We start from the raw sequence: 13,818 nt of genomic DNA, 5'->3' as shown, positions 1-13,818 counted from the left end.
CAAGTCGCTCAATCAGGGCTATACTAGTTTGCCAATTTTTAGAAAACTTAAAACAAATCGATTTTCAATAAAATAAAAAACAGAATCAATTTATGTTTATATTTTTTTGTTAAATCCTTTTTGTAAATTGCTATTTAATTCATAATTATGAATAACTCAGAAGTTTTAATCGATAAAGCAATTCACGGTTTATCAAAAAAAATACGACTTTTAGATTGTGAAGATCTTTTAATTTCAGATTATAACAAAAGGTATCTAAAAGAGTATAAAGACAATCTAGACTTCTTTATGCCCTTGTATAAAACACTTTTAAAAAAAGTGATACAGAATTTACAGAAGCCTATTTCTGAAAGTAGCTTTGTAGATTATGGAGGTGGTTGTGGAATTTTAACCTTTTTAGCAGTAGAGTTAGGCTTCAAAAGAGTAATTTATAATGATATTTATGAGGTTTCAACAGAAGATGTAAAAGTAATATCATCTGCAATTGGTCTAAAAGTAGATGATTTTATCACAGGAGATATCGAACAATTTATCAATACAATAAAAAGTAATAATATAAAAATTGATCATATTTGCTCTTTTGATGTTTTAGAACATATCTACAATTTAGAAGATTGGTTTAAAAAAATAAAGGAAATTCAACGACCTTTTTCATTATGTTTTATGACTAGTGCAAATTCAAGTAATCCATACATTAATTATAAATTAAAAAAAATACATCGTCAAGCAGAATTTATGGGTTCTAAGAGAAAAAAGGGTTGGAAAGAAAGAGATTCAAATTTGCCTTTTTTAAAAATTAGAGAAAAAATCATTTCCGAAAACTTTAAAAATATAAATACCGAAAAAATAAATTTGCTTGCTAAAAACACTAGAGGTTTATTTGGCGAGGACATTTTACAAGAAGTAGCATATCAATTAAAAACTTCAGATTTTAGGAGTATTGAGAAGCATCCAACCAATACTTGCGATCCATTAACTGGTAATTGGGCAGAACACATTATCGACTTAAAACCTCTAAAAAATAGCATTAAGGATATTAATACAACAGTGAAATTTACCAATAGTTTTTACAGTTACTCCAATAATAAAATTTTAAATTTCCCAAAAAAGATCATTAATTTTGGGATGCAAGTTTTGGGTAAAGAAAATTTATTCTTATCTCCTTCATACACTTTAGAAATTCAATTTAAAGATAAATAATTTGAACCTAAATTTTTCAATTATCATTCCAGTGTATAATCGTCCTAAAGAAATAGACGAATTACTAGCAAGTCTTACCAAACAAGATTTCAAGGATGATTTTGAAATTTTAATTATCGAAGACGGATCTGCCAATAAAAGTCAACATATTGTAAACAACTATCAATCTAAATTAAACGTAAAGTACTTTTTTAAAGAAAATAGTGGAGCAGGAGCAAGCCGAAATTTCGGAATGCAACAAGCAATTGGGAATTATTTTATCGTTTTAGATTCAGATGTCATTCTTCCAGAACAGTATTTATCCGAAGTAAAAAAGGAACTTCAAACAAATTATACAGATGCTTTTGGTGGTCCAGATGCAGCACACCAAAGCTTTACAGCTTTGCAAAAAGCCATGAATTATGCAATGACTAGTTTTTTGACTACAGGTGGAATTCGCGGAAAAAAAAATGGAGTAGGTAAATTTCAATTGCGAAGTTATAATTTAGGACTCTCAAAAAAAGCCTTTGAAATAACAAAAGGATTCTCTAATATGAAAACAGGAGAAGACATCGATCTCACTTTTCGATTGTGGCAAAAGGGTTTTACCACTCAATTGGTTACAACTGCCTTTGTGTATCACAAAAGAAAAAGTACATTAAAACAGTTTTTTAAGCAAACCTTTGCTTTTGGTACAGCAAGACCTATTTTGAATAAAAAGTATCCACAAAGTGCAAAAATTACATTTTGGTTTCCCAGTATTTTTATTTTAGGGCTATTCATTAGTATTTTATCACTTTTTTTAGGAATAATATTTTTCTTACAGTGCTATATATTTTATACTTTATTATTACTATTCGATGCTTTTTTAAGAACTCATAAATTAAATGTTGCTTTTTTAAGTATCATCACCTCTTTTACTCAGTTTTTTGGCTACGGATTAGGCTTTTTAAAAAGTCAATTTGGTAAAAAATAATTAATACTCGCTTAAGTAATTAAAATTAAGATATAAAGCGAATTTTTCTTTTTCAACCTCAAAAAGAATAATATATTTGATTTTTTTAAAAAAAGGTATATTAATTAAGGATTCTTGCATAATAACCCAATAAATTATTGATATAAAAAATTAATTCAATGGTTACTATGAAATTATTAAGCCTTTAAATATAAGAAATGATTATCTGATAATGTAAATTGACAATATTAAAAGGATAAAGTAAATTGTTTCTTTCGAAAGAATTGGTTAAAAGATTAGAATGAAAATAGAATACTTTGTGTTTTCCCCAACAAATAAAATAGTATGAAAAAATCTCAAGAATACGATCAATTTGAATTTTTAGAAGATATTGATAATATTGATTTAAGAGAACAAATTGAAAAGTATTTAAGCTACTGGGGTTGGTTTTTAATTGGCTTATGTTTTGCTTTTGTTGCAGCTTTTTTGTATTTAAAACATACACCTAAGCAATACAGTGCCTCAGCGTATATAATGATAAAAGACAATTTGAAATCAGGTATTTCAGATGAGTTTAAGGCTGTTTCAGATTTAGGTATTGTAGGAAATAGCTCTACAAATAATCCAGAGAATGAAATTTTTATTATAAAATCTAGAAAGATTGTTGGTAAAATGGTAGATTCTCTAAACTTAAACATTAGTTATTTTAAGGATGCTGATATTAGTAAAGGAGAATCCTTTAAAAATAGTGGTATTAAATTAAGTTTTATAAATACATCACAAACTGCTATGCATCAATCAATTGATACGGCTTTTGTTGTTAATTTTTTGCCTAAAAATAAGTTGGTAATAAAAAGTATAGAAGGTGATACCCTACAATATTCTAGAAATAATGAAATTATTAAAAGTCAGGAGTTAGGAGATTTTAAAATTCAAAAAAATACAGAAAATTTAGATAGTCCTATTTTGATAGTTATTAAACCTCGAAAAAGTGTTATCAGTTCTTATGCCTCCAGGATTAAAATTACACCCATAAGTGACTTTTCAAGTATTTTGCATTTAGAAGTTGTAGACTATAATAAATTTAAGGCAGAACATATTTTAGATGAATTAATTCGACAGTACAATCTTGATGCTGTAATTGATAAAAATATTGTTTCGCAGAAAACGATAGCCTTCATTGAGTCAAGGTTAAAAAAATTAGGGAATAGGTTGGGAATCATTCAAGATAGTTTAAAAACTTACAAAATTGAATATGGTATTTCAGGAAACCCATTAGAAAATGAAATTGCCTTAGAAACCAACTCTGAAAATAATAAGAAAAAAAATCAATTAATTACAGAGCTTACCATTATTAACTGGGCTGAAGAAGAAGTTAAACAGCTATTAATAAAAAATGATATTCTACCAGCTAATCTTGGTTTTTCTGATGAAAGTATCTCTCAAGGTATAGACCAAATCAATACCTTACTTCTTGAAAGAAAAAAGTTATTAAGATTTTCAGGTAAAAAAAATCCTAGTATAATCACCTTAAATAATCAAATAAAAGATTTACAACAAAACTTATTATCTAATTTAAAAAACTTAAAAAAATCAATAGAGATTCGTTTAAACGAAACCAATGTTGAGTTGAAAAAACTTCAACAAACAGTTAATAGCATACCTAATATTGAAAGAGGAATAATAGATACCTACAGGCAAAAATTAATCTACTCAGAATTATATTCATATTTGTTAAAGAAAAAAGAAGAAACCTCTATTTCTTTGGCGATAACGGTTCCAAATGCAAAAGTGATAGACGTAGCTTTTAGTTCTGACAACCCTGTATCACCAGATAAAAAAATTGTTTACTTAATTGCTTTCGGTTTAGGAATATTTATTCCATTTGCTCTCATTTTTATTAAAATGAGTTTAGATACCAAGCTGCATAATAGAAAAGATATAGAAGATAATTTAGATATTCCTTATTTGGGTGATATTCCGCATACAGAATTTACTGAGAAGGTAATAGTAAAAAAAGAAACAAGAACAAGTTCTGCTGAAGCTTTTAGATTGCTAAGAACAAATTTAAATTTTGTTCTGGCTAAATCTAATAAAGATGTTAGGGCTAAAGTTATATTTATTACGTCTACAACTAGTGGAGAAGGGAAGTCTTTTGTGTCATTAAATTTGGCAGCAACTTTAGCTTTAACCAATAAAAAAGTCTTATTAGTTGGGTTAGATTTAAGAGCGCCAAAAATTACTGACTATTTAGAAATAGAAGATCGTAAAGGGGTAACTAATTACATTTTAGATGATAAACTTGGTTTAGATGATATTAAATTTAATATTCCAGAAATTCCTAATGTAGATTTTATATCTTCTGGTTTAATTCCACCAAATCCATCAGAGCTATTATTAAACCCTAGAGTTGAAGAACTTTTGAATACAGTAAAAAATGATTACGATTATGTTATTGCAGATACAGCCCCAGTAAGTTTAGTAACTGATACTTTGTTAATAGCTGAAATGGCAGATGTAGTTTTGTATGTTGCCAGAGCAAATTACATAGACAAGCGAATGTTAGTTGTGCCTAAAACATTGTATAAAGAAAAGAAATTACCTAATATGGCAATGGTACTAAATGATACAAATACAAAAGGAGGTTATGGTTATGGATATGGTTATGTTGAGCAAGATAAAAAACCGTTGTATAAAAGAATATTAGGCTTATAAACTACGCTGAAAATTCATTTTTTTTGAATTATATAACGTAAATATTTAAAAACCATAAAGCTTTCAAGGTATTGAAAACTTTATGGTTTTTTAAGTTTGAAAGAATTACCAAGTTTTAGGTGATTTTTTCCATGTATATTTATACTTGTAAAACTCCCATATTAAATGGTTTTTCAATAGGGCTGTGATTTGCTGCTTCAATTCCCATAGAAATCCAAGTTCTTGTATCAAGAGGATTTATAACAGCATCTGTCCAGATTCTTGCAGCTGCATAATAAGGTGATATTTGCTTATCGTATTTTGACTTTATTTTATCGAAAAGTTCAGCTTCTTTTTCTGGAGTGATTTCTTCTCCTTTCTTTTTTAAGGATGCAGTTTCTATCTGTAGCAATACTTTTGCAGCAGAATTACCACTCATTACAGCTAGCTCAGCACTTGGCCAAGCTAAAATTAATCTAGGATCATAAGCCTTACCACACATAGCATAATTACCTGCTCCATAAGAATTGCCAATTATAACAGTAAATTTTGGCACTACAGAATTACTTACTGCATTTACCATTTTAGCGCCATCTTTTATGATTCCTCCATGTTCAGATTTTGAGCCTACCATAAAACCAGTAACATCTTGTAAAAAAACTAAAGGTATTTTCTTTTGATTACAATTGGCAATAAAACGAGTCGCTTTATCAGCAGAATCATTATAAATTACGCCACCAAATTGCATTTCTGTAGGTTTCGTTTTAGAAGCTGTAGTTTTTACTAATTTTCTTTGATTGGCTACAATACCAACTGCCCAACCATCAATTCTAGCATAACCAGTAAGTATGGTTTGTCCATAACCTTCTTTGTATTGTTCAAATTCAGACTTGTCTACCAAGCGCTTTATAATTTCTAACATATCATATTGTGCATTTCGTTCTTTTGGTAAAATCCCGAAAATATCATCTTCGTTTTCTTTTGGCGAAAAAGATTCGGTTTTGCTAAAACCAGCTTTCTCATAATCGCCAATTTTATCGACTATAAATTTTATTTTATCTAAAGCATCCTTGTCGTTTTTTGCTTTGTAATCGGTTACTCCAGATATTTCACAATGTGTAGTTGCGCCTCCTAAGGTTTCATTGTCAATACTTTCACCTATTGCAGCTTTTACCAAATAACTACCCGCTAAAAAAATACTTGCTGTTTTATCAACAATTAGGGCTTCATCACTCATAATTGGTAAATAAGCACCACCAGCTACACAACTACCCATTATTGCAGATATTTGTGTGATGCCCATACTACTCATAACCGCATTATTTCTAAAAATACGACCAAAATGTTCTTTATCTGGAAAAATTTCATCTTGCATGGGTAGGTACACTCCAGCAGAATCTACCAAATAGATAATTGGGATTTTATTTTCTATGGATATTTCTTGAGCACGTAAATTCTTTTTACCGGTTATAGGAAACCAAGCACCAGCTTTTACAGTAGCATCATTTGCTACAACAATACATTGTTTGTTTTTGATATAGCCAATTTTTACAACGACACCTCCAGAAGGACAGCCTCCATGTTCATCATACATATCTTCGCCTGCAAAAGCACCAATTTCTATTGATTTTTTATCAGCATCAAGCAAATATTCTATACGTTCACGAGCAGTCATTTTGCCTTTTTCGTGATGTTTGTCTATCCTTTTTTGACCACCTCCTAATTTTACCTTAGCAAAACGTCTTTTTAAATCTGATACTAAAAGTTTATTGTAATCTTCGTTTTTGTTGAAGTTGATATCCATAGAAATATGATTTCTTAAGTTTAGGCTAAATTAAGAAATTATACTGTGAAACTTTTTATAAAATTTTAGTTCCTGTTATTACCTCAACAACGAGAAATTTCCTTTTTTATTGATGACAGGTTTGTTGGAATTTTCAGGTGGAATTAAAGTGATATTAAACCAGTAATCATCAGCAGGAAGTAAGTTTCCTTGATAAATTCCATTCCAACCTTGGCTATCAATAGGCACTTGCGCTACTAATTTTCCATATCTGTTAAAAATATTGATGCTTGAATTTGGATAAAACTCTTCATTAGCTCCTTTTACAATCCAAGTATCGTTTTTTCCATCTGCATTTGGCGTAAAGAATTTTGGAAACTGAATTACAGAAACCTCTAAAGTAGTATCAGGAGAACATCCATTTTTATCGTTTACAATAATGGTGTAAATTCCACCTTCTAAATTTTCAAAAAGAGGTTCATCTTGAAAACCAATACTTGGTATTCTTTGGTTTTCATCTTGATTAAAAATTGCAAATTGATAGTCTCCAGGGCCTAAATTATTATTGATGGTATCAATGGCAATAGAAATATTTGCTTCACTCCCAATATTGTTAGCTTCATCAATTATGGTGATAAAACTCCGTTCTAAAATGGCAATATTTGATGCATTGATAGCTATGGTTTCCGTTCTTTCACAAAGCGTTCCATTTGTTGCGGTTGCAGTAACTGTATATTTTCCAGCCACAGTTACATCAATATTATCAACAGAAGTGGTGTTGATAGGGTTTCCATTAGGCCCTCTCCATTGATACGAATAGATATCTCTTGCATTTTCTACAGCAATATTTAAAGGCAAATCATTTAAACATAAAATTTGAGGAGTTGTTACTTCAAAATCAGGTAATGGATTTACAATCAATTGAAAAGAAACATCATCATTAATACAAAGCGTTTGCTTGTTTTGAATGCGCACAAAAAAGGTTTCAGTTGGGCTTGTATTTTCGTAAGGAGAAGCTACAGGGTCATCACCAGAAGTAGCATCCGCTTGCGATTTATGAAAGGTAACATTAAAATCATTGATACTTTGAGTGGCTCCCAAAATTTCAGGGATTTTACTATCCAAATCTATAGTTTGAATGATTCCATTGGCATCATCTCCATCTAAAGCATCATCACAATACGCTAAGTTTGTAGGTGCCACAAAAGTAGGTTCTGGATTTACAATGACATCGAAATTAGAAATACTATTTACACAACCTGTAGCTGTGTTTTCGATTCTTATATAAATGGTTTCTCTGTTTGGAGTTTCGTTAGAATAGGGAGAAACCAAAGGGTTATTTCCATTTTGCGCATCAGCAAAAGAACGATGATAGCTAACATTATGTACACTTGGGTCTTGCGTACCAAGAATGTCATTAGTTTGGGAACTTAAATCAATAGCTTGTGAAAATCCGTTTCTTGCAGAACCATCAGAAGTATCATCACAAATTTCTAAATCCTGCACAAAATTGGCAAAAGGAACTGAATTTACAATAAGATGAAACGAAGTATGATCTGTAAAACAGCCAGTTGCATTGTTGGTAACACGAACAAAAATAGTCTGCAAATTAGGAGTAGTATTTGCATATGGAGAAGGCAAAGGAGCCATGCCAGTATTTGCATTGGCAGCAGAATCGTGATAAGTAACTGTAAAATCATTAGGATTTTGCCCATTTAAAATGGCTAAAGTTTGAGCTGCTAAGTCGAAGTTTTGTACAATTCCGTTTGTATTATCACCATCAAGTACATCATCACATTGTTCTAAATCAGGCACATTAGCAGCAGAAGGTACTGCATTTATCTGTAAGAAAAATTGCCCTAAACCTTGACAATCATTATTAATAGTACTTAAAATTTTATAATAAATAGGAAATTGAATTCCCTCAGGAACATTAGTTACATCATTTTTAGAAATGTCATTTCTAAAATTGGTAATATCAATAGCATTTAAAGAATTATTTCTATCACTTTCGTTTTCATAGAAGAAAACTTCGGTGTTTACAGGAGAGTTGATACTATTGAGAATTGCATCTTTATCCAAAGAAAAATTGGTGATATTATCCGTATCAGAATTAGCATCAGTATCATTACCATCAGCATCTAAAAAGTCATCACAAACTGGAGGTTGTAGGGTGTTGAAGGCGTTATCTGGAGTTTGACCAACATTAATTTTCAACTCAATAACATCTCTACTACAATTATTTTCGGTTGTAACAATAACATAAACTGACTGGGTAGTATTTACTTGAACAGGGAATGATGTTGGATTGCTAATTTGAACTGTAGTTGCAGCATCTTCAAAATAAGTAAAAATAACGTTTGGAGTTTCTGAAATGCTAAATTCGGCCAAAGTTAAGTTTACGGTTGGGTTGGTGTTTCCTTCGGCTATACATTGTTCTAATAAAGGATTAGCCTTTAAAACCGGTAACGAATCAACTGTTAATTCTAAAGTTGTATTGGCATCGTAACAATCTGTATTGTCCTTGTTTTCAATTCTTACAAAAACAGTTCTTGAATTGGTAACACTGAAGTTAGCATTTTTATCGATTAATGTTGTAGAATCATTTGTTTCTGCACCAAGTTGAGAGGTGTGATAAGTAATATCGTATTGTTGCTTATTGAGTGTGCCAAGAATTTCATCATCTTTTGTATTTAAAATAAAAGTATTTACAACGCCATCAGTATCACTTCCGCTTTCATTGTCATCACAAATTCGATAAGGTGTTGGCTCAACAGGACTAGGTAAATTATTAACTTCTAAGATAAAATCGGTAATTGCAAAACAAGCATTTGGTGCATTTTTATTTTGAACTCTAGCATAAATAGTTTGTGAACTAAACTCATTAGGGTTCGTGAAAAGATTGTCTAAAGCATTGTTGCCTGTATTAGCATCATTAATATTATTAAAATATAAAACTTCAAAAACATTAGTATCCAATCCATTTAAAACTTCAGCACTTTTTAAATCTTGTAAGTTAAATTGATGAAAACCATCTCTATCTGTATCACAGAAAAAAATATCAACAGGTTTTGTAGCGCTTGCAGGTTCGAAAACTTGAATACTAAATTTGGCGTTTAATTCAGTAGTTATTCCACATTCATTTGTTAATGTGATTTTTAATAAATATAAACCTGAATCATTTAAATCTAAATTGGATAGAGTTAAAGTTTCTGAAGATTGTAAGAAGACAGTGTTTATTCCATTGAGAAAACTCCATTCGTATTGAACATTGTTACCAGTGACTGGCTCAGGAATAATTATTTTAGAGTCTCCAATACAATACTTTAAATTTTTATCGTTGATTACCTCATTTGTATCAGAATCTCTAACTTCTATGGGTAAGAAAAAAGATTGGATAAATGGTGGTAAACCTTCAGTGCTTATACCTTGACCCAAATCTACCCCATTTTCATTAAAATTAACCTGATTAGCATCTCTTTCTGGAGCGTTTATCACACCCAAAAAATTGGTACGACTTCTAGCATAATAAATTTTTCCATTAGTTGCTAATTGTAAGGCACCTCTGTAACCTGAAATTGTTTCGTAAATTGTTTTACGACTATTTGAGATGTCATCTATACTATCTGTAATATTATCATTATTAGCATCTAAATTGAATTGAACTATACTTGCATCGCTTGGGGGATTTCTTTCTCCTTGAAAATTAAATTGACTAAAATCGCCATAACTAATATACAACTTTTTACTATCTCTTGAAAACTCAACTCCATAAGCAAGTGGGGAAAAATCAAAACCTCTTTCATTGGTTATAATTCCACTGCTATTGTCAAAATCATAAATATAACAACCTCCATTTTGAGTTGCGCTCACTAATTTTTTTCCATTGGGCGATAATTTTAAATACCCTCTAAGACCTGAAAAAAAGCTATGATTTGATATAACAGGATTATTATCAACACCATCTTTAGTTATTTTATAGGCATAAAAATTACTAAGGTCTGTTGTAATTACCCAGTAAGTATTACATTCTTTGCCAATTACAGAAGTAATTTTTTCTCTAGCGTTGCTAGAACCTTTTAAAAAGTTATTTTTTGTAGTAATAGCTCCTAAATTATTGTTTAGCTGCATGTCAACTTCAGAGTAGGCAACACCATTTCCTCCATTGTTGGTTTGATTTCCTACTGTAAAAATGTAATACTTTTTATCATCTAGAGGTTTTGGTATAATAATGGCTGATTGTGTGCTTGAAGAATTACCTAATAAATTTGTGCCATTTTGCATTACAGTATTATTTCTGTCAAATACTGTTGTTCCATCAGTATAAAATTGTAAAACACCATTTGCGTCAGATATTGAAGCAGAACCTTCATCTGTCTGTAATACTCCATTAATACTTTCGGGTGTGTTAGTTTCAAATTTTATTCCTGCATTTTCGCCAAAATACCAAAAGTTAGCTTCTTTTTGTGCAAATAGATGTAATGTACAAAACAGAACTAAAAAGGTGATATATTTATTCATTAAGCGCATTTAAATTCAAAAAGTCTCAAAGATATTTAAAAACTATCGTAACTCATTTTTTTTAACATAGATTAAATTAATAATATTAATGAAAAAATGAAAAACTTGTAACAATTCTGTAATTCAAGCTACATATAAATGAAGTTATGTTTTATATACTTAAAAAAAATAACGAAATTGCTTATTTAAAAATTGTTAAACTAAAAAACTAAACTATATGGCAGAAGAATTTGATTTATTAGAAACAAACTCTAATGAAAAAACTGAAAAAGTAGAAGTAAATTGGGGTAAAGCTGTAGATACCATGAAATCTAAATTAGCGCAAGAAGATGACCCTCAACAGCGTCAAAAAATATTGAATGCCACTTTAGATGATGTTGTACATATGGCAGAAAAAGATAGAACTACACTATTAGATGCCATAAAAGACCTAACCGATTATCAAGATGAAGTTGGAATTTTATTTGAAAAGTTTTCATCACTAAATGCTAAAGAACAAAAAGTTATTGATGACGCTCAAAAAGAGTTAGAACGTGCAAGAATTGAGTTAGAAGATGCGCAAAATAAACCAGATACTTGGTGGAATAACCTTTGGGGAAGAAAAAGTAAAATTAAAAAAGAAGAACAAGAATTTGCTGAAGCTGAAAAAATAAGGGCAAGTGCAGATAATAAGGCAAAAGCAATGTTTCAAGAGCGTATAGAAAGTGCAGATGTAGAAACTTTATTAAGCGAACTTTCTTATAAATCTCAAGCTGCTGTAACGCGTTTAAAGAATAGGGAGGTCGAAATTAAAGAAGTAGAAGAAAAATTAAAAACAGCCATTGTTGAGGCTTCTAAAAATCACACAAAAGCATTAGAAAAAAAGAAAGCAATTGAAGATCAATTAGAGGAGCAATATGCCTTATTAAAACAATCTCGTCAAGAGTTAGATGAAATTGCAGACAAACAATCTACAGCATATTCTGAGGCGATTGGAAAAATGACCTCAATTGAGCAAAAAGTAGAGGAATTAGAAGGTTTAAAAAATGCCTATACAACGTTAGCTGCCAGTAAAGATAGTTTTGTACACAAGCATAATTTAACGATTAAAGTGTTAACTTCTTTAAGATCAAATTTACAAACGCATAGAGCTAAACTAAAATCAGATACTGAAGAAAGGTTAAAGTATTATGATGGTTATGTTGTTGCATTAAAGGCAAGAACAGATCAAGAATTTGCTGCGATTTTAGAACATTTAGGTGTTAAAACAGATGAGCATATTGGTGCTACTTTAGCATCAATGCATTCTGCAAGTGCTAGAGCTCGTCAAGAAATGATGGATAATATTCCTGTTCATGAAAAAGTAATGAAAGGTGTGTACAGTACTTATGCAGAAGCGCTTCAGGAAATTAGAGGAAAAGACCAAGATATTCAGAAAAACTTTGCAGACAGATATGGAATTGATATGAAAGAAATCTTTGAAGATTATTATAAAGCTGATAAAGAAACACCAACTTTAGATGATGCTGAAAATACAGTAGCACCAAAGAAAAATGTTTCTAATGATGATATGTTATCTTAAAATAAGTATGCAGTCAGTATTTTACTGTAAACTTTAGACTGATGACTATCAACTGTTAACTAAACTATGATTCCAACTCCTTTAGACTCTGCCGTTTTAAATTCCAAAGAACAATACATTTTTTATCATAAAATGGTAGATTTTGTGTTGAAAGAATTAATTGTAAGCATGCAACAAGAACATTTATGCACTCAACAAGAGTTGATTTTCTTTAAACAATATTCAGATTTATTATTATATTCTATTGATGCAATGCGTATTAAGTATATGTATGATGAAGAAGATGACCTGAAAATTGATTTAACGGATTCTGGTTTTCCAAATTATTTAGAATTTCGTTTTTTATATAACGATTTAGAATTACGTGAAAATTATATTGACGATTTAGTAGATACAGATACTTTAAAATCACAGTTTTTAAATACACTTCTGCGTAAAAAACAACCCATAAAAAATAGAGAATTACAAAAGGCATCATCAATTATTTACTATACTTCTGTCGATAAAAATTTAATTTTTAATCGTTTTGTACAAGGAAAAATTTTAGAAGGTCCAGAAAATGCAAATTATGAATATATGACAAGTTGGAGTTTTTATGATGTAAGTCATAATAGGCCTTTTGTGTGTTTTATGTATTTCGATTATGATAAAAAAGATGCCATAAAAGATAAAGAAACCATTTATAAAGTACTAAAAGAAAGTGCTGATAGAGAAATGCCATTAGATACAATGGCGTATAATATTGATCGTAAGTTAGAGGAAATTCGTCCTAAACATATCAAAAGAATCGATTTAGGGCCATTACATAATGTTTTTGCTAAAGATGAAAACCAAATAACACATACTATTTTAAAAGCAATAGCTGAAAAAACGGTGTCTTTAGATTCGTATGCTTTATCGCTAAAAATTGATGAAGTTTTCTCAGGAAATACGTTTACAGAAGGTGGGTTCTTTACCAAACAAACCATGCAAAAATGGAGTGAAGTGGAAAATAAAAAATACCTTTTTGCGCCTCATAGAATTATACAATTATTGTACAATCAAGTACCTAGAGCATTAGATACACTTGAAAAAGAGCCAATTTTAATGAGCGAGATTAAGTAAACAGTATTTCAGTAGCCAGTA

7 protein-coding genes are annotated in these 13,818 nt (G+C 30.1%); 5 read left to right on the top strand and 2 right to left on the bottom strand.

Annotated features, from left to right (window positions below; all coding sequences use genetic code 11):
- The first annotated feature begins 147 nt into the window (after positions 1 to 147).
- The 3 genes from ACTG3V_RS04575 to ACTG3V_RS04565 all read left to right on the top strand — a co-directional run bounded on the left by ACTG3V_RS04575 (position 148) and on the right by ACTG3V_RS04565 (position 4,849).
- Entirely contained in the window at positions 148 to 1,200 is a 1,053-nt protein-coding gene (locus ACTG3V_RS04575; RefSeq protein ID WP_439130958.1) for a methyltransferase domain-containing protein, read from the top strand.
- A gap of 1 nt (position 1,201) precedes the next feature.
- The gene (locus tag ACTG3V_RS04570) at positions 1,202 to 2,155 is read left to right on the top strand and encodes a glycosyltransferase (RefSeq protein WP_439130957.1); all 954 of its coding nucleotides are present in this window, start codon (positions 1,202 to 1,204) and stop codon (positions 2,153 to 2,155) included.
- A gap of 324 nt (positions 2,156 to 2,479) precedes the next feature.
- On the top strand, positions 2,480 to 4,849 hold the full coding sequence (locus tag ACTG3V_RS04565) for a GumC family protein (protein ID WP_439130956.1): 2,370 nt from the start codon (positions 2,480 to 2,482) through the stop codon (positions 4,847 to 4,849).
- Positions 4,850 to 4,988: 139 nt separating this feature from the next.
- On the opposite strand, the gene ACTG3V_RS04560 is transcribed toward ACTG3V_RS04565, so the two are convergent.
- Entirely contained in the window at positions 4,989 to 6,632 is a 1,644-nt protein-coding gene (locus ACTG3V_RS04560) for an acyl-CoA carboxylase subunit beta (protein WP_439130955.1), read from the bottom strand.
- Between the two features lie 78 nt (positions 6,633 to 6,710).
- Positions 6,711 to 11,132, bottom strand: a complete 4,422-nt coding sequence (locus tag ACTG3V_RS04555) for a T9SS type B sorting domain-containing protein (protein ID WP_439130954.1) — start codon at positions 11,130 to 11,132, stop codon at positions 6,711 to 6,713.
- 217 nt (positions 11,133 to 11,349) lie between these two features.
- Here ACTG3V_RS04555 and ACTG3V_RS04550 point away from each other — a divergent pair, with 217 nt between their 5' ends.
- A complete protein-coding gene (locus tag ACTG3V_RS04550) occupies positions 11,350 to 12,693 on the top strand; it encodes a microtubule-binding protein (protein WP_439130953.1) in 1,344 nt (447 codons plus the stop codon).
- Positions 12,694 to 12,759: 66 nt separating this feature from the next.
- Positions 12,760 to 13,797 (top strand): hypothetical protein, encoded by a 1,038-nt coding sequence (locus ACTG3V_RS04545; RefSeq protein WP_439130952.1) that lies wholly within the window; start codon positions 12,760 to 12,762, stop codon positions 13,795 to 13,797.
- Positions 13,798 to 13,818 lie beyond the last annotated feature (21 nt).

Source organism: Polaribacter sp. (genome assembly GCF_965660385.1).
In the GTDB taxonomy this organism is placed as follows: domain Bacteria; phylum Bacteroidota; class Bacteroidia; order Flavobacteriales; family Flavobacteriaceae; genus Polaribacter.
The sequence above is the reverse complement of the archived record's forward strand: the minus strand, read 5'-3'. Positions and strand labels throughout refer to the sequence as shown.

Bases quoted from the DNA above. Each gene is read 5' to 3' on its own strand.
- ACTG3V_RS04550 (WP_439130953.1), top strand. From the start codon at position 11,350: ATGGCAGAAGAATTTGATTTATTAGAAACAAACTCTAATGAAAAAACT.
- ACTG3V_RS04545 (WP_439130952.1), top strand. From the start codon at position 12,760: ATGATTCCAACTCCTTTAGACTCTGCCGTTTTAAATTCCAAAGAACAA.
- ACTG3V_RS04555 (WP_439130954.1), bottom strand. From the start codon at position 11,132: ATGAATAAATATATCACCTTTTTAGTTCTGTTTTGTACATTACATCTA.
- ACTG3V_RS04560 (WP_439130955.1), bottom strand. From the start codon at position 6,632: ATGGATATCAACTTCAACAAAAACGAAGATTACAATAAACTTTTAGTA.
- ACTG3V_RS04575 (WP_439130958.1), top strand. From the start codon at position 148: ATGAATAACTCAGAAGTTTTAATCGATAAAGCAATTCACGGTTTATCA.
- ACTG3V_RS04565 (WP_439130956.1), top strand. From the start codon at position 2,480: ATGAAAAAATCTCAAGAATACGATCAATTTGAATTTTTAGAAGATATT.